Origin of the sequence: Stenotrophomonas pavanii (assembly GCF_900101175.1) — a bacterium.
Taxonomy (GTDB): Bacteria; Pseudomonadota; Gammaproteobacteria; order Xanthomonadales; family Xanthomonadaceae; genus Stenotrophomonas; species Stenotrophomonas pavanii.
Map to the genome: position 1 here is coordinate 1 of NZ_FNFQ01000013.1, position 19,288 is coordinate 19,288.

Sequence of the window (19,288 nt, forward strand, 5' to 3'; positions counted from 1 at the left end):
TCCCTACGTTATCCCCCACGACAGAGTAGATTCCGATGTATTCCTCACCCGTCCGCCACTCGCCACCCAGAGAGCAAGCTCTCCTGTGCTGCCGTTCGACTTGCATGTGTTAGGCCTACCGCCAGCGTTCACTCTGAGCCAGGATCAAACTCTTCACTTAAAACTACATGATCCGAAGATCAAAATTTAAAGCTGCAGATGATTGATTCTGGCAACGTATCGCTTGCTTTAAAACAATTAATAGTTGCTTGATCAAACGTCTGCAAGATGGACAATCATCCTTCCTGCAGGCGCCTTCACAAGATACCTGCGCATACTTTCAAAGATCGAGGGAAGTGGCCTCAGCGCCGTTCCCGTGTGCTGCGAAGTTTCCTTCGTAGCGAGCCGCCCATTATGCCAGACTTTTTCAGTCCGTCAACACCTTCGTTCGATCATCTCGTTCGGCGGTGGTGGGCGCCCTGTTGTCGCTGAAGCCCCTTGGTGGCGACCCCTGCGACGTGGGAGGAGAAGTATGGCCCCATCCACATCGTTTGTGAAGGGGGTGTGGCGATTTTTTTCACCGGATGTTGCATCTGTTCATCCGTCGCGCCCGTGGAGGCATTCCGCGAAGAGCAAGAGCAGTCGAGCATGGCTCGACTCTACAAAGGAGGGGCCGGCTGCGCCGGCCCTTCCTTTGTCTCAGGCAGCGACCAGGCGCACGCGGGCGAAAGTACGCTTGCCGACCTGCAGCAGGCCTTCGAAGCCCGGCTGCAGCACCTGCTGGCCGTCTTCGACCACTTCGCCATCCACCTTCACCGCGCGCTCCTTGAGCTTGCGGTTGGCTTCGGAATTGCTCGGGGTCAGGCCGGCCGCAGTCAGCAGCGCAGCGATACGCAGGCCTTCGGCCGGAATCGCCACGTCCTGCAGCGGCAGCTGGGTGATGTCACCCTGCCCGGTCACCGCTGCTTCCCAGCCTGCAATGGCCTGCTCGGCCGCCGCGGCGTCGTGGAAACGGGTCGCCAGTTCACGCGCCAGGCGCAGCTTGACCACACGCGGGTTCAGGCCGCCATTGCCCACCTGCTCGCGCAGCTGCACGGCTTCGGCCTGGCTGATGTCGAAGGACAGCAGCTCGATCCAGCGCCACATCAGGGTGTCGTCCACCTTCATGGTCTTGGTGACGATGTCGATGGCCGGCTCGCTGATACCAATGTAGTTGCCCAGCGACTTGGACATCTTGTTGACGCCGTCCAGGCCTTCCAGCAGCGGCATGGTCAGCACCACCTGCGGCTTCTGCCCGTGGTGTTCCTGCAGGCCACGGCCCATCAGCAGGTTGAATTTCTGGTCGGTGCCGCCGAGTTCGACGTCGGCCTCCAGGGCCACCGAGTCGTAGCCCTGCACCAACGGGTAGAGGAACTCATGGATGGCGATGGACTGCTGGGCCGCATAGCGCTTGGCGAAGTCGTCGCGCTCGAGCATGCGCGCCACGGTGTGCTGGCCGGCGAGGCGGATCATGTCGGCCGCGCCCATCTTGCCGAACCATTCCGAGTTGAAGCGCACTTCGGTACGGCTGCGGTCAAGCACCTTGAACACCTGTTCCTCGTAGGTGCGGGCGTTGGCCAGCACGTCGTCGCGGCTGAGCGGCTTGCGGGTCAGGCTCTTGCCGGAGGGGTCGCCGATCATGCCGGTGAAGTCGCCGATCAGGAAAATGACCTGATGGCCGAGGTCCTGGAACTGGCGCATCTTGTTCAGCAGCACCGTATGGCCCAGGTGCAGGTCGGGCGCGGTGGGGTCGAAGCCGGCCTTGATCCGCAGCGGACGGCCTTCCTGCAGGCGCGCACGCAGATCCTCAAGCTTGAGGATCTCGTCGGCACCACGGCCGATCAGGGCAAGGGCTTCTTCAATCGAGGACACGTGACTACTCCCGGCAACGCCGATTCTTGTGTGGGGTGTTAAAGCAAAGTTAACCCGATTGGCTTCACAAAAGCCAATGGGCACAAGGGTTTGACGCGGTTTTCTCAGGTGTCTATGGTAACCGGCGATCAGGCCCGCGCTCCCGGGCTGCCAGGAAAGAACCGCCGATGCACAATTCCGAACAAGGGCGCGCACGCAAGCAGCGCTTCCAGGAACGCCTCCACGTCCTGCACGACAACACCCTGCATCGGAAGCTCAGGCAACACCTTCCCGCCGCCTTCAATGAGCGCTGGACCCGCCGCCATTGGATGCATGCCAGCCTGTTTGCGACCATCGGCGCCTTGGTGGCGACGATCGTCCCCGGTTTCTCGCACACCATCGATGCCCCCTACGCCGACAGCCACACCAGCCTGGCGCTGCCGTTGCCGCCACTGACCCTGGCCCGCCAGCAGCAGGTGCCGGGCGACAGCTGGCAGGTGCTGCGCGTGCAGCGCGGCCAGACCCTGAGCGATCTGTTCGACCAGGCCGGCATTCCGGCCACTACGCTGCACCGGGTGCTGGACCACCCCGGCGCGCGTGAGGCGCTGACCCGCCTGCGCCCGGGTGCCGAGATCGCCTTTGACATGCCGCTGTCCGGCGACCTGCGCAGCATCCGCTTCGACCGCGATGCCGACAACCGCGTGGAGCTGAGCCTGGCCGGCGATGACATCAAGGAAAAGGTGACCCGCCGCGAGACCTCCACGCGCACCGTGGTCACCAGCGGCGAGATCACCAGTTCGCTGTATGCCGCCGCGCGCCGCGCCGGGCTGTCGCCGTCGGCGATCGCGACGATGACCGACGACATCTTCAAGTACGACATCGACTTCTCCAAGGACCTGCAGCCGGGTGACCGCTTCAGCGTGGTGATGGATGAAACCTGGCGCGAAGGCGAGAAGGTGGACACCAGCAAGATCCTGGCGGCGACCTTCACCACCGGGGGCAAGACCTATTCCGGCTTCCGCTTCGACCGCAACGGCAAGTCCGAGTACTACGACATCAACGGCCGTTCGCTGAAGAAGAGCTTCATCCGCATGCCGATCCCGTTCGCGCGGCTGAGCTCCACCTTCGGCGCCCGCAAGCACCCGGTGCTGGGCAAGATGCGCATGCACAAGGGCGTCGACTACGCCGCGCGCACCGGTACCCCGATCATGGCCGCCGGCGACGCCCGCGTGCAGTTTGCCGGCGTGCAGAACGGCTACGGCAACGTGGTGATCCTCGACCATGGCCGCGGCCACACCACCCTGTACGGCCACATGTCGCGCTTTGCGAACATCAAGACCGGCCAGCGCGTGGCCCAGGGCACGGTGATCGGCTACGTCGGTTCGACCGGCCTGGCGACCGGGCCGCACCTGCACTACGAATTCCGCGTCAACGGCGAGCACCGCAACCCGCTGACCGTGACCATGCCGCCGCCGGAACCGCTGAAGGGCGCCGAGCTGGTCGCCTTCCGCGCGCAGACCGCGCCGGCGATGGCGCGCATCCAGGGCATGGAGAAGCTGATCTACGCCGACGCCAGCCCGGCACCGACCAGCCGCGACGAGGCTGCGCCCGCGGTGGCCAGCGCCAAGGACAAGCCGTCCAGCAGCCGCAAGCGCGGCTGAGCCCTGCGTTGACGAAGAAGGACGCGGCAGCCCAAGCTTGCCGCGTCCTTTTTTTATGCCTGCCATGAACACCACTGCCGACGCTGACGCCCCCCTGTACCTTGGCCTGATGTCGGGCACCAGCGCCGACGGCATCGACGCCGCGCTGGTGCAGTTCCCCGCCGGCGGTGGCTGCCGCTTCGTGCACGGCCTGACCGCCCGCTGGGAACCGGTGCTGCGCGCGCGGCTGGTGGCGCTGGGCGAAGGTGGCCCGCTGGAGTCGCTGGAGGAACTGGGCGCGCTGGACGCGCGGATCGCGATCAGCTTCGCCGACGCCGCCAATCAGTTGCTGGCCGAGGCCGGCGTGGACCGCCGCCAGGTCCGCGCGATCGGCTCGCACGGCCAGACCGTGCGCCACCGCCCGCTGGCCAGCCCGGCCTTCACCGTGCAGCTGGGCGACGGCAACCGCATCGCCGAACTGACCGGAATCACCACCGTGTCCGACTTCCGCCGCCGCGATGTGGCGGCCGGGGGCCACGGTGCGCCGCTGATGCCGGCCTTTCACCTAGGCATGCTGGGCACCGCCGATGAGGACCGCGCGGTGCTCAACCTGGGCGGCATCGCCAACCTGACCCTGATCCCGCGCGAAGGCGAGGTGCGCGGCTTCGATACCGGCCCGGCCAACGCGCTGATGGATGCCTGGTGCCAGCGCCATACCGGCCGCACCTTCGATGCCGATGGCGCGTATGCCGCCAGTGGCGCGGTGGACGAGTCCCTGCTGGCCGGCTGGCGTTCGGACCCGTGGTTCGCGCTGCCGCCGCCGAAGAGCACCGGGCGCGAACAGTTCCACCTGGCCTGGGCCGAGGCGCACATGGGCGAAGGCCAGTACGCCGCCGCCGATGTGCAGGCCACCCTGCTGGAGCTGACCGTGGCAACCGTGGTCGATGCGCTGCTGTCACAGCAGCCGCAGACCCGGCGCCTGCTGGTGTGTGGCGGCGGCGTGCGCAACCGGCAGCTGATGAAGCGGCTGGCGGCCCAGCTGCCGGAGGTGCAGGTGGAATCCAGCGCAGTGCACGGGCTGGACCCGGAGTACGTGGAGGCGATGGGGTTCGCCTGGCTGGCGCAGCGGACGATGGACGGGCTGGCCGGCAACCTGCCGAGCGTGACCGGGGCCAAGGGCCCGCGGATCCTGGGGGCGATCCACCTGGCGTGAGGTGGGCCATCCGCGCAGGTGAGGCGCCGTTGTAGAGGCGAGCACCGCTCGGCTTCGCGCAAGCCGGGCCAGGAGCAGCCGAGCGCGGGCTCGGCGCTACAGCATGGCAGCGCGGCCGCTAATCGAAGCCCTGCCCTGCCGGCAGGGCCTGCAGGGCGGCAATCGCGGCGGAGAGGGCGTCCACTTCGGGATCGCCGAAGCCGGAGCGGACCTCCAGTTCACTGCTGAACAGGCCCTGCTCCAGCAAGGCGGCGCAGGTCTGTTCGTGGGTCCAGCCGCGGGCGACCGCGACCCGTCGGATGCGTTCCAGCAGCAGCGGGTCCAGGTCCCGCAGCACAACGTCGGCCATGCTCACTTCCCCGTTCGCAAGGCACCGCCCCCTCGGCGCGTCGGGGGCGATGATCCCGCAGTCCGGGCGGGCAGGCAATCAGGCGACCGGCGGCGGCCCGCGATCGGCGATCCGCGGCCACAGCCACGCCAGCAGCAGCAGGGTTGGCACCACGGTGATCGAGCTGAGGATGAAGAACGTGCTGTAGGACGTGGCTTCGACGATGTAGCCGGAGACGCCACCGACGAACTTGCCCGGCAGGTTGGCCAGCGAGACCAGCAATGCGTACTGGGTGGCGGTGAAGTTGCGGTCGGTCAGCGACGACATGAAGGCCACCAGCACGGTGCCGGCAAAGCCCTGGAACAGGTTGTCGGCACTGAGCGCGGCGTAGAACGCCCACAGCTTGCCCGGATTGTGCGCCATCAGCAGGAAGGCCAGGTTGGACAGCGCCACGCCCAGCGCGGCCACCAGCAGCATGCGGCGGAAGCCGAACGCAGCCACCGCGATGCCGCCAAGGAACGCGCCGCCGATGCCCATCCACACACCGAACAGCTTGGAGACGGTGGCGATGTCGGCCTTGTCGAACCCCGAGTCGAGATAGAACGGCCCGGCCATCACCCCGATCACCTGGTCGGGGAACTTGAACAGGCCGACGAAGGCCAGCAGCACCAGCGCCAGTGCCACGCCATTGCGGCTGAAGAAGCTGGAGATGGGCTGGACGAACGCTTCGGCAATATCGATGCGGCGCTGCACGGCGGTGGCCGGGCGTTCCGGTTCGGCGCACAGCAGGGTGGTGACGATCGGCAGCAGCATCAGCGCGGCCATCGCCAGGTAGGCGACGATCCAGCCTTCGAACTGGGCCAGGTACAGCGCGCCGGCACCGGCCAGGATCAGGCCGATCCGGTAGCCCAGCGTATAGGTGGCGGCCAGCGCCGCCTGGGCGGTCTGCGGCGCGATCTCGATGCGGTAGGCATCGACGGCCGAATCCTGGGTGGCGCCGGCGAACGACGCCACCAGCACCCACATCACCAGCGGCCACACGCCCTGTTCGGGCCGCACGAAGGCCAGCGCGACCAGCCCGACCAGCACCAGCACCTGCGACACCAGCAGCCAGGAGCGGCGGCGGCCGAGCCGCCCCAGCAGCGGGAAGGCGTAGCGATCCAGCAGCGGCGCCCACAGGAACTTGAGCAGGTAGAAGAAGCTGGCCAGGCTGATCAGGCCGATGCTGCCCAGGTCCAGGCCGACGTCGCGCAGGCGCGTGGACAGGGTCTGCGAGGCGATCAGCAGGAACGGCAGGCCACTGCCAAAGCCGAGCATGGCCATGGTCAGCGCCGACGGGGTGCCGAAGGCGCGCTTGATGCCTGCCCAGCCCTTGTAGCTGACCGGCGTGGCGGCCTCGGTCACAGGTCGTAGTCCACGGTGAACGGGGCGTGGTCGGAGAAGCGCTCGTCGCGGTAGATCGAGCAGCTGCGCAGGCGGTCACGCAGGCCCGGGCTGATGAACTGGTAGTCGATGCGCCAACCGACATTGTTGGCGCGGGCGGCGCCGCGGTTGCTCCACCAGGTGTAGTCCTCGCCGGTGGGGTTGAGCAGGCGGTAGGCATCGGCCCAGCCACGGCCGGCGGCGACATCGGTGGCCTGGCCATGGTCGGCGCACAGGGCGTTGAGCCAGTCGCGCTCTTCCGGCAGGCAGCCGGAGTTCTTCTGGTTGGACTTCCAGTTCTTGATGTCCAGCGCCGAACGCACGATGTTCCAGTCGCCGCACAGCACGTAGTCGCGGCCGCTGCGCGCCCACTCCTCGAGGATCGGCCGCAGCCATTCCATCACTTCGAACTTGAAACCCTGGCGCAGGTCGCCCGAGCTGCCGGACGGGATGTAGAAGGACACCACGCTGAGATTGCCGTAGCGCGCCTCGATGTAGCGGCCTTCGTCGTCGAACGGCGCCCAGCCCAGCGAGGTGATGACCTGGTCCGGCTCGCGCTTGCTGTAGATCGCCACGCCGCTGTAGCCCTTCTTGGTGATGGCATCGCGATAGAAGCAGTGGTGGCCGTCCGGACGGAACATCGGGTCGGTCAGCTGGTCTTCCTGGGCCTTGGTCTCCTGCAGGCACAGGACGTCGGCGTCCTGGGCCCGGAACCAGTCAAGAAAGCCCTTGGTCGCGGCGGAACGGATGCCATTGGCGTTGAAACTGATGATGCGCATGCGGGGGACCTGCGGCGGGAAACCGGGCAAGCATACCGGTTGCCCGCGGGGCTGCGCAGTCCGCCAGGCCGGGCTGCGGTGCGCGCCGCAGCGGGCCGGACGAGCGCGAAAGGCCCAGCTGGATTAGGATTTGTGCTCCAAATGAAGATGAATCGAGTTTTGATGAGCGACCACCGCCACCGTTTCCTGCAGCTGGCCCTGACCGCCGACGCCCTGCGCTTCGGCCAGTTCACCCTCAAGTCCGGCCGGCTGAGCCCCTATTTCTTCAACGCCGGTCGTTTCGACTCCGGCTCGCTGCTGTCCCAGCTCGGCGCCTGCTACGCCGACGCCATCGATGCCAGCGGGATCAAGTACGACGTGGTGTTCGGCCCGGCCTACAAGGGCATCCCGCTGGCCACCGCGATGGCCTGCGAACTGGCCCAGCGTGGCCGCGACCTGCCGCTGTCGTTCAACCGCAAGGAAGCCAAGGCGCATGGCGAAGGCGGCCAGCTGATCGGTGCCGACATGAATGGCAAGCGCGTGCTGATCGTCGATGACGTGATCACGGCCGGTACCGCCATCCGCGAAGCGCTGGGCATCATCCGCGCTGCCGGCGGCACCCCGGCCGGCATCGTGGTGGCCCTGGACCGCCAGGAGATCGCCTCGGAAGCCGACCGCCGCTCGGCGGCGCAGTCGGTGGCCGAAGAGGCCGGGATTCCGGTGATCGCCGTGGCGTCGCTGGCCGACCTGCTTGATTTCGCCTCCGGCAACCCGGAACTTGTGGGTTACCGGCAGCCGCTGGAAGCCTACCGGGCCCAGTACGGCGTCCGTTCGATCCGCTGACCGACCAGGGGAAAGGTCATGTCCCGAGTTCCTGCTGTTCTCTTTGCCGGCCTGCTGCTGGCCGTGCCGTTCACCGTGCCGGCGCAGTCGCGCGACGGCGGCAAGGTGGAAAAGAAGCTGTACTGCTGGAACGAGGGCAAGGAGCGGATCTGCAGTGATTCGCTGCCGGCCGATGCGGTCAATCACGCCCGCGAGGAGTTCAACGCGAAGAGCGGCCTGCGCAATGCGCAGGTCCAGCGCGCGTTGACCGACGAGGAGCGTGCCGCAGCCAGCACGGCGGCGCAGCAGCAGCAGCTGGACCTGATGGCCGAGCAGACCCGCCAGCGCACCGAACAGGCAATGCTGTCCACCTATGGCAGCGAGGACGACCTGCGCCGGGTGTTCGCCGAGCGCCAGGAGGTGCTGGACAACAACCTGAAGACCGCCGAGTACAACGTCACCAGCCTGCGCGAATCGCTGGTGGCGCTGTTGTCGGCCGCTGGCGACCGTGAACTGGCCGGCGGCAAGGTAGCCGACAAGCAGGCCGAGGCGATCCGCCAGCGGCACGTGCAGCTGCAGTCGCAACAGCGCCTGCAGGCCGGATTCCTGCAGCAGCAGCAGGCGCTGAAGGCGGAAATCGAAAGCACCCTGCAGCGCTATCGCGAGCTGAAGGGCGTGGCGCCGGCGAGCCAGGCACCGTGATCCGCTTGTGGAGCCGAGCCCATGCGCGGCTCCGGCGCCCGGTTACGGCTTGACCCACCGAATTTATGCACTCTTTACGCGTCGGCCCGGTCCGGCGCGTAGTGCGTTTATGGGCGGCAGGACGACGATGGCGGCCTGAGGTGGAGGGGTTCCACCAGGACGCTATTGCAATGTCCCCCTGGCTGTCGTTGTTGTGTGGCGTGCTGGTGCTGGTCGCCGCCGCCTATCTTCTCTATGTCGTGCTGCGGCCCGAGTCGTTCTAACGGAGCCGGCCATGACTGAGATGCTTGTCATTCTTGCCGCCAGCCTGCTGCTGGCGTGGCCGCTGGGCCTGTACCTGGCCCGCGTGATGCGCGGCACGCCGATGAAGGTCGACGTGCTGTTCAACTGGATCGAAAAGCCGCTGTACACGGTGTTCGGCGTCGATCCCTCGCGCGCGATGTCCTGGCGCGGTTACGTACTGGCCTTCGTACTGAGCAACGTGGTGGTCGCTGTATTGACCCAGGCGGTGTTCATGACCCAGGCCTGGCTGCCATTGAATCCGGACCAGATCCCGAACATGCGCTGGGACACCGCGCTGCACACGATGATCTCGTTCCTGACCAATACCAACCAGCAGCACTATTCGGGCCAGGCGCAGCTGTCCTACCTCTCGCAGATGACCGGCATCACCGGCCTGCAGGTGGTGACGCCGATGATGGGCCTGGCGCTGGCGGTGGCGACGCTGCGTGCGCTGTTCGCGCGTGCGCCGCAGGCTGCGGCGACCACCGGCAGCGGCGATGACCGCCAGATCGCAGTGGGCAACTACTACGTGGACGTGGTGCGCCTGTGCGTGCGCTTCCTGCTGCCGCTGTGCCTGCTGTGGACCCTGCTGCTGACCAGCCAGGGCGTGCCGTCGACGATGGCCGGCGGCCCGCAGGCCGCACCGATCGACGCCAGCGCCGGCATGGCCCAGCAGAAACTGCCGCTGGGCCCGGTGGCGGCGATGGTCGCGGCCAAGCAGCTGGGCGCCAACGGCGGTGGCTGGTATGGCCCCAACAGCAGCTTCCCGCTGGAGAACCCGACCCCGCTGTCGAACGCGCTGGAGGTGGTGGGCATCCTGCTGGTGCCGATCGCGGTGATCTTCATGATCGGCGCGTTCACCGGCCGGCGCCGCTTCGGCGCCCTGGTGTTCAGCTGCATGCTGGGCATGTCGCTGCTGTCCACCGGCGCGATGATGTGGAGCGAAGGGCATAGCGCCAGCGCCGCCACGCCGCTGCTGATGGAGGGCAAGGAAGTGCGCTTCGGCGCCGACGGCACCGCGCTGTGGGCGGCGGTCACGACCCAGGTCTCCAATGGCTCGGTCAACGGCATGCACGATTCGCTGGCGCCGCTGAGCGGTGGCATCGCGATGGTCAACATGCTGGTCAGTGCGATCTGGGGCGGCATCGGCTGTGGCCTGCAGCAGTTCATCGTGTACCTGCTGCTGGGCGTGTTCCTGGCCGGCCTGATGACCGGGCGCACGCCGGAACTGTTCGGCCGCAAGCTGGAGACGCCGCAGGTACGCCTGCTGGCGCTGCTGGTGCTGCTGCAGCCGATCACCCTGCTGGTGTTCACCGCGATCACCCTGGCCGTGCCCGGCCTGGCCGGCACGTCCAACCCCGGCTTCCATGGCATCAGCCAGGTGTTCTACGAGTATGTCTCGGCTTACGCCAACAACGGGTCGGGTTTTGAAGGGCTGGGCGACGCCACGCTGTGGTGGAACCTGAGCTGCTCGCTGGTGCTGCTGCTGGGCCGCTTCCCGCTGCTGATCATCCCGCTGGTGGTGGCCGCACAGCTGGCCGCCAAGCGCCAGGCGCCCGAATCTGCCGGCAGCCTGCAGATCGAAACCCCGACGTTCGCCCTGACCCTGGTCTCGGTGATCGTCATCCTGACCGTGCTGCAGTTCATGCCGGCGCTGGTACTCGGCCCGATCGCCGACCACCTGAGCCTGGGACTGCACTGAGGACACCGCCATGAGTAGTCTTGCAAGTTCCACCCGTAGTTCCTCCGCCGCGCGCCCTGCCCTGCTCGATGGCGCCGGCCTGCGCCGCGCACTGATCGAAGCCGTGCGCAAGTTGTCGCCGATGCACCTGGTCCGCAGTCCGGTGATGGCGGTGGTGATGGCCGGCACGATCGTGGCCGCGATCGTCACCCTGACCGGCAATGCGCCGCTGGGCTTCGGCCTGGCGGTGACCGCGATCCTGCTGGTGACCGTCCTGTTCGGCAATTTCGCCGAGGCGGTCGCCGAAGCCCGTGGCCGCGGCCAGGCCGCTTCGCTGCGCCGTGCCCGCCAGGACCTGGTGGCGCGCCGGCTGGCGGCGCCGCAGCCGGGAGCGGCGGAAGCCCAGGTGCCGGCCGCCGAGCTGCGCCCGGGCGACCACGTGATCGTCAGTGCCGGCGAGCTGGTGCCGGCCGATGGCGAGATCGTGCAGGGCCTGGCCACCATCAACGAAGCGGCGGTGACCGGTGAATCCGCGCCGGTGCTGCGCGAGGCCGGCACCGACCGCTCCGGCGTGATCGGCGGCACCAAGGTGCTGTCCGACCAGATCATCGTGCGTGTCACCGCCGAGCCGGGCCACAGCTTCCTGGACCGGATGATCGCGCTGGTGGAAGGCGCCAACCGGCAGAAGACCCCGAACGAGATCGCACTGACCCTGCTGCTGGCGGCGATGACGCTGACCTTCCTGGTAGTGGTGGCCACGCTGCCGGCCATCGGTGCGGCCGTGGGCGTCAAGGTCGACCCGCTGCTGCTGATCGCGCTGCTGGTGTGCCTGATCCCGACCACCATCGGCGGCCTGCTGCCGGCCATCGGCATCGCCGGCATGAACCGTGCGCTGGCCGCCAACGTGCTGGCCAAGTCGGGCAAGGCGGTGGAAGTGGCCGGCGACGTCGACGTGCTGCTGCTGGACAAGACCGGCACCATCACCTACGGCGACCGCCAGGCCAGCCACTTCCATCCGCTGGCCGGCATCGACGCCAGCCAGCTGCGCGAGGCGGCACTGCTGTCCTCGCTGGCCGACCCGACCCCGGAAGGCAAGTCGATCGTGCGCCTGGCGCGCGAACAGGGCTGCGCCACCGCCGAGCCGGACCGTGCCGAGTACCTGGCCTTCAGTGCGCAGACCCGCATGTCCGGCGTCGATCTGGAGCATGGGCGGCAGATCCGCAAGGGCGCTGCCGATGCGATCCGCGCCCACGTGCAGGCGCTCGGCGGCAACGTGCCGGCTGAACTGGCCGGCCGCGTCGAGCAGGTCGCGCGCAATGGCGCCACCCCGCTGGTGGTGGCCGAGGGACGCCACGTACTGGGCGTGATCGAGCTTTCGGACGTGGTCAAGCACGGCATGCGCGAGAAGTTCGCGCAGCTGCGGGCGATGGGCATCCGCACGGTGATGATCACCGGTGACAATCCGCTGACCGCTGCCGCCATCGCCGCCGAGGCCGGTGTCGATGACTACATTGCCGAGGCCCGTCCGGAAGACAAGCTGGCGCGCATCCGCCAGGAACAGGCCGGTGGCCGCCTGGTGGCGATGGTGGGTGACGGTACCAACGACGCTCCCGCACTGGCCCAGGCCGACATCGGCCTGGCGATGAACTCCGGCACGCAGGCGGCGAAGGAGGCCGGCAACATGGTCGACCTCGATTCGGACCCGGCCAAGTTGCTGGCGGTGGTGGAGGTGGGCAAGCAGCAGCTGATCACCCGCGGCGCGCTGACCACCTTCTCGCTGGCCAACGACGTCTCCAAGTACTTCGCGATCCTGCCGGCGCTGTTTGCCGCTGCGGTTCCGGCCATGGCCGCACTGAACGTGATGCAGCTGTCGAGCCCGCGCAATGCGGTGCTGGCAGCGCTGATCTTCAACGCGCTGGTGATTCCCGCGCTGATCCCGCTCGCCCTGCGTGGCGTGCGCTTCCGTCCGGCCACGGCCACCGCGCTGCTGCGCCGGAACATGCTGGTGTACGGCCTCGGCGGCGTGCTGTTGCCGTTCGCGGCGATCAAGCTGATCGACCTCTTCCTTGTCCTGGTATTCGGCGCATGAACCGTTCTGCTTCCACCTCCACCTCCCTGCCCCGCGAAGCGAAAGCCGAGGCCCGCGTGGCCAGCCTGCAGGACGGCGCCGGCTGGCGCCCGGCGATCGGCCTGGGCCTGGCCACCCTGCTGCTGGCCGGCGCGGTCTACGCCGGCATCGCCACCGGTTTCGCCGGCCTGGCCTACCCCACCCAGGCCGAGGGCAGCCTGCTGCGCGACGGCAACGGCCAGGTGCGCGGCTCGGCCTGGCTGTCGCAGCCGTTCACCGGTGATGGCTACTTCCAGGCACGGCCGTCGGCGGCCAACTACGACCCGATGGCCGCGGCCGGTTCCAACCTGGCGCGCAGCAACCCGGCCCTGGCCGAGCGGGTTGCCGCCAGCGCCGCGGCGGTGGCTGCGCGCGAAGGCGTCGCGCCGACGCAGGTGCCGGCCGATCTGGTCACCCAGTCCGGCGGCGGCCTGGATCCACAGCTGTCGCCGGCCGCTGCTCAACTGCAGGTGGCACGCGTGGCGCGTGCCCGTGGCCTGCCGGTGGAGCGCGTGCAGGCGCTGGTGCAGGCACATACCGAGGGGCGCCAGTGGGGCCTGTTCGGCCAGCCGCGGGTGAACGTGGTCACGCTGAATTTCGCGCTGGACCATGCGGCTAAGGCACCGTGATGCCAGCCTGCACCGGCTGCGCGCACAATGGCGGCCATGACAGCGGCCCCCATGACTGATGCGCGTACCCGCCAGGCCGATGCCCTGGTGGAAGGCCTGCAACGCGAAGCCGGTGGCAAGCTGACCGTGTTCCTCGGCGCCGCGCCGGGCGTGGGCAAGACCTACACCATGCTGACCCGCGCCCAGGAACAGCTGCGCCGCGGCGTGGACCTGGTGGTCGGGCTGGTGGAAACCCATGGCCGTGCCGATACCCAGGCGCTGCTGGAGGGCCTGCCGCAGCTGCCGCTGAAGGAAGTGGCCTACCACGGCCACACGTTGCAGGAGATGGACCTGGATGCCGTGCTGGCACGGCATCCGGCGCTGGTGCTGGTGGACGAGCTGGCCCACCGCAACGCGCCGGGCAGCCGCCACGAGCGACGCTGGCAGGATGTGATGGAGCTGCTGGACGCTGGCATCGACGTCTGGACCACGGTCAACATCCAGCATCTGGAAAGCCTCAACGACGTGGTGATGCGCATCACCGGCGTGCGCGTCAGCGAGACCGTACCGGACGGCGTGCTCGATCGCCTGCACGACATCGTGCTGGTCGATCTGCCCCCGCGCGAACTGATCGCGCGCCTGCAGCAGGGCAAGGTCTATGTGCCCGAGCAGGCCGCGCAGGCGCTGCAGGCGTTCTTCTCGCCGGCCAACCTGACCGCCCTGCGTGAGCTGGCGATGCAGGAAGCCGCCGACCGCGTCGACAGCAGCCTGCGCGAAACCCGCGCCGCACGCGGCGAAGGCAACCTGCCGCTGCGGCGCGGCGTGCTGGTGGCCATCGATGGCGGTGGCCAGAGCGAGTACCTGGTGCGGGTGGCGCGTCGCATCGCCGAGCGCCGCGACGCGCCATGGACGGTGGTGACCGTGCAGGGCCGGCGCCAGGACGAGGCCACGCGGCGCGAGATCGATGCGGCCTTCGCCCTGGCACGTCGCCTGGGTGGCGACGCCGAACTGCTGCATGGATCGAGCATTGCCGATGCCCTGCTCGACCATGCCGCACACAACGGCGTGTCGACCCTGGTGCTGGGGCGGACCCGTGAGCGCCCGCTGGCGCGGATGTTCAACCGTACCCTCACCCAGCAGCTGATCCAGCGCGGCGCGCACTACGAGATCACCATCATCAGCACGCCGCAGGCCCGGGCGCGCTCGCGCCGCGAGGGCCTGCTGCCGCCGATGCGCGGCATCAGCTACGAGCCGGTGCAGGCGCTGATCGCCACCGCGCTGGCCTGTGCGGTGGCCTGGCTGGCCGAACGCTGGGTCGGCATGGCCGACCTGTCGATGGTGTTCATCGTGGCAGTGGTGCTGGTGGCGGCGCGCACGCGCGCCAGCGTGGCGGTGATGGCGGCGATCCTGTGCTTCCTCGCCTACAACTTCCTGTTCATCGCGCCCCGCTTCACCTTCGCCATCGGTGCACGCCAGGGCGTGATCACCGTGTTCCTGTTCCTGGCCGCCGCCTTGGTGGCCGGACGGCTGGCCTCGCGCCTGCGCATGCAGGTCATCGCGCTGCGTGCGGCCAACCGCCATGCGCGTGCGCGCCAGCAGCTGGGACGCCAGCTGGCCAGCGCCGCCGGCAACGGCGAGGTGGCACAGGCAGGTCGGCATGCCCTGGAACAGGCCATGGATGTGCCGGCCTGGCTGCGGATCGGCGCCGACACCGCCGCCGGTGGCCGCAGCCAACCCGGCGATACCGACCTCGCCGCCGCCGACTGGGCGCTGCGCCATGGCCAGCCCAGTGGCCGCTTCACCGATACCCTGGCCGGTGCGCAGTGGTGGTTCCTGCCATTGCTGGATGGCGAAGACCGCGCGATCGGCGTGGCCGGCCTGTACCTGCCCGGCGCACAGGCACGCCTGCTGCCCGAACAGCGGCAGCTGGCCGAAGCAATGGTCGATGACATCGCGCAGGCCGCGCTGCGCACCCGACTGGTGGCCGAACTCGAACAGGCACATGTCAGCAACGAGACCGAGCGGTTGCGCTCGGCCCTGCTTTCTTCGGTGTCGCACGACCTGCGCTCGCCACTGGCGGCGATGATCGGTTCGGCCGACAGCCTGGCCAGTTACGGCGCGGCGATGGACACGGCCGATCGCCGTGCCCTGCTGGACACCATCCTGGTCGAAGGCGAGCGGCTGGACCGCTACATCCAGAACCTGCTGGACATGACCCGCCTGGGTCACGAAGGGCTGAAGATCAACCGCGACTGGATCGGCGTGGACGAACTGATCGGCTCGGCGGCGCGGCGCCTGCAGCGCTACCAGCCGAAGGTGCGGCTGGAGCTGGACATTCCGGCCACGCTGGCGCCGATCTGGGTGCACCCGGCGCTGGTCGAACAGGCCGTGTTCAACGTGATGGAGAACGCAGCCAAGTTCTCGCCGCCCGACGCCGCCGTGCAGGTGCAGGCGCGCGAACTGGACGGACAGCTGCGCATCGATGTGATCGATGCCGGCCCCGGCATTCCCGATGACGAGCGTGCGCGCATCTTCGACATGTTCTACAGCGTCGAGCGCGGCGACCGCGGCCGCCACGGCACCGGCCTGGGCCTGACCATCTGCCAGGGCATGATCGGCGCACATGGCGGCAGCGTGCAGGCGCTGCCCGGACGCGACGGTCGCGGTACCCTGATCCGCATCACCCTGCCCCTGCTCAAGCCAGCCTCCCACGATGAGCCCGACCCCGATTGATGCCAGCGTGCCGGCCGCGCGCGTGCTGGTGATCGACGATGAAACCCAGATCCGCCGGTTCCTGGATATCAGCCTGCGCGCGCAGGGCTACCAGGTGCGGCAGGCGGCCACCGGCCAGGAAGGCCTGCAGCTGGCCGCCAGCGAGGACATGGACCTGGTGATCCTGGACATCGGCCTGCCGGACATGGAAGGCCACGAGGTGCTGGAACAACTGAGGCAGTGGAGCCAGGTGCCGGTGATCATGCTGACCGTGCGCGCCGGCGAAGCCGAGAAGGTGCGCGCACTGGATACCGGCGCCAACGACTATGTGACCAAGCCGTTCGGCACGCAGGAGCTGATGGCGCGGGTGCGGGCGCTGCTGCGCACGCGCAGCGTGCCGACCGACGGCACCCCGCCGGTGTTCGACGATGGCCATCTGCACGTGGACCTGGTGCGCCGTGAAGTCGCCCTTGATGGCGAAGCGGTGGCGTTGACCCGCAAGGAGTATGCGTTGCTGTCGCTGCTGCTGCGCAATGCCGGGCGGGTGGTGACCCAGCCGCAGATCCTGCAGGAAATCTGGGGCCCGACCCACCAGCACGACACCCATTACCTGCGCATCCTGGTCGGCAAGCTGCGGCACAAGCTGGGCGACTCGGCGCTGGATTCGCGTTACCTGTTCACCGAACCGGGCGTGGGATTGCGGTTCAAGGGGTAGTGCCGGCCGCTGGCCGGCAATTGGGCTTGCCGGCCAGCGGCCGGCACTACCCATTCTGCTGCAGCGTCCAAAGGGGTCAGAACCCCAGCGGGGTATCGCCCAGCACCGGTTGCAGCTGGCTGCGGAACAGGGCCTGGATGCGCTCCAGTGCCGCCTCGTCGTTGCCCTCGAAACGCAGCACCAGCACCGGGGTGGTGTTGGAGGCACGCACCAGGCCCCAGCCATCGGCGAAGTCCACGCGCAGGCCGTCGATGGTCGACAGGCGGCCGCCCACGTACGGGTTGTCCGGCGATTGCGCCGCCGCCACCAGCATCGCCACCAGCGCATGCGGCGTCCCCTCGGCCACCGGAACCTTCAGCTCCGGCGTGGCGACCATCTCCGGCAGTTCGCCCAGCACCTCGTCCGGGGTTTCCTCGCGCTGTGCCAGGATCTCCAGCAGGCGCGCAGCGGCGTACAGGCCGTCGTCGAAACCGAACCAGCGCTCCTTGAAGAAGAAGTGGCCGCTCATCTCGCCGGCCAGTTCGGCGTCGGTCTCGCGCATCTTCGCCTTCATCAGCGAATGCCCGGTCTTCCACATCAGCGGGCTGCCACCGTTGCGCAGCACATGGTCGGACAGCTTGCCGGTGCACTTCACGTCGTAGATCACCATCGCGCCCGGATTGCGCATCAGCACGTCGGCAGCGAACAGCATCAGCAGGCGGTCGGCATAGATGATCCTGCCTTCGCCGGTGACCACGCCCAGCCGGTCACCATCGCCATCGAAGGCCACGCCGAGATCGGCACCGAAGCGCTTGACCGTCTGCACCAGGTCTTCCAGGTTGGCCGGCTCGCTCGGGTCGGGATGATGGTTGGGGAAGGTACCGTCGACATCGCAGTACAGCGGGATGACGTCGGCGCCGATTGCTTCCAGCAGCTGCGGGGCCAGTGCGCCGGCCACGCCATTGCCGGCGTCGGCCACCACCTTCAGCGGACGGTCCAGCTGCACGTCATCGGCGATGCGCTGGATGTAGTCGGCACTGACGTCGCGCTGCTGGTAATCACCCGGCTCGGCGGCCTGCACCAGGCGGCCCTCGACGATGCGCTGGTAGAGGTCGGTGATCGCCTCGCCGGACAGCGTTTCGCCGCCGATGACCACCTTGAAACCGTTGTACTCGGGCGGATTGTGGCTGCCGGTGACCGCCACGCAGGTGCCGGTCCGCAGGTGGAACGCGGCGTAGTACACGAGCGGGGTCGGCGCCAGGCCGATGTCGATCACCGCGCAGCCGGCACGGCGCAGGCCTTCGGCCAGCCCGGCCGTCAGCTCCGGTCCGGACAGGCGGCCATCGCGGCCGACCACCACCTCGCGCAGGCCCTGCTCCAGCGCCACGGTGCCGATGGCCTGGCCGATCAGCGCGGCGGTCTTCGGCGTCAGTTCGCTGCCCACCACGCCGCGGATGTCGTAGGCGCGGAAGATGCCGGCGGCCAGTTCTTCGACAGGCACCGGCGGTGGCGGCGGTGGCGTGGCATCGCCACTGCCGGCCAGGTTCGCCACCGGTGGCGGCGCCTGCTGCAGGCTCTCGCTCAGGGTCGGGCCATGGTCGGCTTCGGACGCTGCGGCGCGGCGCGGCAACGGCAGCGACTTCGGCAGCCGGTCGCGGCCGACCACCAGCAACACGGCAATGAACGCCAGCAGCAGCGCGACGATGGCGCTGGCCAGCGCACCGAGGCCGAGCGGGCCGGCCTCGACGTTGGGCACCGACGCGACCAGCCGCAGCGGCGTGCCGGCCACGGGTCGCGCCAGCGCCTCCGCACTCTCGGCCAGGCTCGGGTCGCCCTGGGTGACCAGATCGAATCCTCCCTGGCGCAGGCCGAGGAAGCCGGCCGACGGCGCGCTGACCTGGTCGAGCGGTGAAGTCAGCCGCAGCAGCGGTTGGCGCACATAGATGACGGCCGGCCCCAGGCTGCCCAGCTGCACCGGCGCGGCCAGGCCCAGGCGGTTGCCACCGCCGTCGCGGACCACGCGCAGGCTGGGCTTGGCCTCGGCCAGCGCGGCTTCCAGCAGCGCCAGCCGCGCATAGCCGAAGGCGGCCGCATCGGCATAGGCGTTGGCCAGATCGGCCGCCAGCACCTCGACCTGCTCGACCCCGCTCCAGCCCTCGCGCACGGCCAGCGCCGCCGCAGCGGCATCGCCAGCCTGCAGCGCCTGCTGCACGCGATCGTTCTTCAACTGCTGCTGCAGCTGCTGCAACTGGCCCGCAGCGGCCTGCTGCAGGCCCTGCACGGCCTGGTCACGCGCCTCTTCCAGCGCCTGCCCGTTGGCCTCCTGCCGCCACTGCTGCACCGCACTCCATCCGAACCAGCCGGCCAGCAGGATCAGCAGTACCCCCAGCAAGGGTGCACTGCGTCCCAACGACCGTCCCCGCTGTCCTTCCCCGATGCCGCTCATCGAT

General features: G+C 68.6%; 15 protein-coding genes and 1 rRNA gene. 10 read left to right on the forward strand and 6 right to left on the reverse strand.

Annotation, left to right across the window (positions count from 1 at the left end; all coding sequences use genetic code 11):
• Together BLS66_RS18205 and tyrS are read right to left on the reverse strand one after the other, a co-directional pair.
• Window positions 1-160 (reverse strand): 16S ribosomal RNA (locus BLS66_RS18205); the annotation flags it as partial.
• 518 nt (window positions 161-678) lie between these two features.
• Window positions 679-1,890, reverse strand: a complete 1,212-nt coding sequence (gene tyrS, locus BLS66_RS18210) for a tyrosine--tRNA ligase (RefSeq protein WP_049465908.1) — start codon at window positions 1,888-1,890, stop codon at window positions 679-681.
• Between the two features lie 167 nt (window positions 1,891-2,057).
• Here tyrS and BLS66_RS18215 point away from each other — a divergent pair, with 167 nt between their 5' ends.
• Together BLS66_RS18215 and BLS66_RS18220 are read left to right on the forward strand one after the other, a co-directional pair.
• On the forward strand, window positions 2,058-3,530 hold the full coding sequence (locus BLS66_RS18215; RefSeq protein ID WP_049465910.1) for a M23 family metallopeptidase: 1,473 nt from the start codon (window positions 2,058-2,060) through the stop codon (window positions 3,528-3,530).
• Between the two features lie 64 nt (window positions 3,531-3,594).
• Entirely contained in the window at window positions 3,595-4,722 is a 1,128-nt protein-coding gene (locus BLS66_RS18220; RefSeq protein WP_080473184.1) for an anhydro-N-acetylmuramic acid kinase, read from the forward strand.
• A gap of 118 nt (window positions 4,723-4,840) precedes the next feature.
• Here the strand turns inward: BLS66_RS18220 and BLS66_RS18225 are convergent, their stop codons facing one another.
• The 3 genes from BLS66_RS18225 to BLS66_RS18235 form a co-directional block, all read right to left on the reverse strand.
• Window positions 4,841-5,071 (reverse strand): hypothetical protein, encoded by a 231-nt coding sequence (locus BLS66_RS18225; RefSeq protein ID WP_014645678.1) that lies wholly within the window; start codon window positions 5,069-5,071, stop codon window positions 4,841-4,843.
• Window positions 5,072-5,149: 78 nt separating this feature from the next.
• Window positions 5,150-6,454, reverse strand: coding sequence for an AmpG family muropeptide MFS transporter (locus tag BLS66_RS18230; RefSeq protein ID WP_049465914.1), 1,305 nt, complete (start codon window positions 6,452-6,454; stop codon window positions 5,150-5,152).
• A complete protein-coding gene (locus BLS66_RS18235) occupies window positions 6,451-7,251 on the reverse strand; it encodes an exodeoxyribonuclease III (protein ID WP_049465916.1) in 801 nt (266 codons plus the stop codon). The genes BLS66_RS18230 and BLS66_RS18235 overlap by 4 nt, the downstream gene beginning before the upstream one ends.
• Before the next feature lie 162 nt (window positions 7,252-7,413).
• Here BLS66_RS18235 and pyrE point away from each other — a divergent pair, with 162 nt between their 5' ends.
• From pyrE to BLS66_RS18275, 8 genes are all read left to right on the forward strand, one after another.
• Window positions 7,414-8,073 (forward strand): orotate phosphoribosyltransferase, encoded by a 660-nt coding sequence (pyrE, locus tag BLS66_RS18240; protein WP_049465919.1) that lies wholly within the window; start codon window positions 7,414-7,416, stop codon window positions 8,071-8,073.
• A gap of 18 nt (window positions 8,074-8,091) precedes the next feature.
• Window positions 8,092-8,754 (forward strand): hypothetical protein, encoded by a 663-nt coding sequence (locus BLS66_RS18245; protein WP_053461961.1) that lies wholly within the window; start codon window positions 8,092-8,094, stop codon window positions 8,752-8,754.
• 170 nt (window positions 8,755-8,924) lie between these two features.
• Window positions 8,925-9,017, forward strand: coding sequence for a potassium-transporting ATPase subunit F (locus BLS66_RS18250; RefSeq protein WP_005407770.1), 93 nt, complete (start codon window positions 8,925-8,927; stop codon window positions 9,015-9,017).
• 11 nt (window positions 9,018-9,028) lie between these two features.
• Entirely contained in the window at window positions 9,029-10,738 is a 1,710-nt protein-coding gene (kdpA, locus tag BLS66_RS18255; protein ID WP_074726484.1) for a potassium-transporting ATPase subunit KdpA, read from the forward strand.
• A gap of 10 nt (window positions 10,739-10,748) precedes the next feature.
• On the forward strand, window positions 10,749-12,806 hold the full coding sequence (gene kdpB, locus BLS66_RS18260) for a potassium-transporting ATPase subunit KdpB (protein ID WP_053461959.1): 2,058 nt from the start codon (window positions 10,749-10,751) through the stop codon (window positions 12,804-12,806).
• The gene (kdpC, locus tag BLS66_RS18265; RefSeq protein WP_074726485.1) at window positions 12,803-13,453 is read left to right on the forward strand and encodes a potassium-transporting ATPase subunit KdpC; all 651 of its coding nucleotides are present in this window, start codon (window positions 12,803-12,805) and stop codon (window positions 13,451-13,453) included. Before kdpB ends, kdpC begins: the two co-directional genes overlap by 4 nt.
• Before the next feature lie 51 nt (window positions 13,454-13,504).
• A complete protein-coding gene (locus BLS66_RS18270) occupies window positions 13,505-16,165 on the forward strand; it encodes a sensor histidine kinase (RefSeq protein WP_053461957.1) in 2,661 nt (886 codons plus the stop codon).
• Window positions 16,146-16,859, forward strand: a complete 714-nt coding sequence (locus BLS66_RS18275; protein ID WP_053461956.1) for a response regulator transcription factor — start codon at window positions 16,146-16,148, stop codon at window positions 16,857-16,859. Before BLS66_RS18270 ends, BLS66_RS18275 begins: the two co-directional genes overlap by 20 nt.
• Window positions 16,860-16,935: 76 nt before the next feature.
• Here the strand turns inward: BLS66_RS18275 and BLS66_RS18280 are convergent, their stop codons facing one another.
• Window positions 16,936-19,284 (reverse strand): phosphomannomutase/phosphoglucomutase, encoded by a 2,349-nt coding sequence (locus BLS66_RS18280; RefSeq protein WP_074726486.1) that lies wholly within the window; start codon window positions 19,282-19,284, stop codon window positions 16,936-16,938.
• Between the last annotated feature and the right edge of the window lie 4 nt (window positions 19,285-19,288).

What these genes read in the sequence shown, in the direction of transcription:
- BLS66_RS18245 (WP_053461961.1), top strand. Translation starts at nt 8,092, where the DNA reads ATGTCCCGAGTTCCTGCTGTTCTCTTTGCCGGCCTGCTGCTGGCCGTG.
- BLS66_RS18215 (WP_049465910.1), top strand. Translation starts at nt 2,058, where the DNA reads ATGCACAATTCCGAACAAGGGCGCGCACGCAAGCAGCGCTTCCAGGAA.
- kdpB (WP_053461959.1), top strand. Translation starts at nt 10,749, where the DNA reads ATGAGTAGTCTTGCAAGTTCCACCCGTAGTTCCTCCGCCGCGCGCCCT.
- BLS66_RS18225 (WP_014645678.1), bottom strand. Translation starts at nt 5,071, where the DNA reads ATGGCCGACGTTGTGCTGCGGGACCTGGACCCGCTGCTGCTGGAACGC.
- BLS66_RS18270 (WP_053461957.1), top strand. Translation starts at nt 13,505, where the DNA reads ATGACTGATGCGCGTACCCGCCAGGCCGATGCCCTGGTGGAAGGCCTG.
- BLS66_RS18220 (WP_080473184.1), top strand. Translation starts at nt 3,595, where the DNA reads ATGAACACCACTGCCGACGCTGACGCCCCCCTGTACCTTGGCCTGATG.
- pyrE (WP_049465919.1), top strand. Translation starts at nt 7,414, where the DNA reads ATGAGCGACCACCGCCACCGTTTCCTGCAGCTGGCCCTGACCGCCGAC.
- BLS66_RS18235 (WP_049465916.1), bottom strand. Translation starts at nt 7,251, where the DNA reads ATGCGCATCATCAGTTTCAACGCCAATGGCATCCGTTCCGCCGCGACC.
- BLS66_RS18280 (WP_074726486.1), bottom strand. Translation starts at nt 19,284, where the DNA reads ATGAGCGGCATCGGGGAAGGACAGCGGGGACGGTCGTTGGGACGCAGT.
- kdpA (WP_074726484.1), top strand. Translation starts at nt 9,029, where the DNA reads ATGACTGAGATGCTTGTCATTCTTGCCGCCAGCCTGCTGCTGGCGTGG.
- BLS66_RS18275 (WP_053461956.1), top strand. Translation starts at nt 16,146, where the DNA reads ATGAGCCCGACCCCGATTGATGCCAGCGTGCCGGCCGCGCGCGTGCTG.
- kdpC (WP_074726485.1), top strand. Translation starts at nt 12,803, where the DNA reads ATGAACCGTTCTGCTTCCACCTCCACCTCCCTGCCCCGCGAAGCGAAA.
- BLS66_RS18250 (WP_005407770.1), top strand. Translation starts at nt 8,925, where the DNA reads ATGTCCCCCTGGCTGTCGTTGTTGTGTGGCGTGCTGGTGCTGGTCGCC.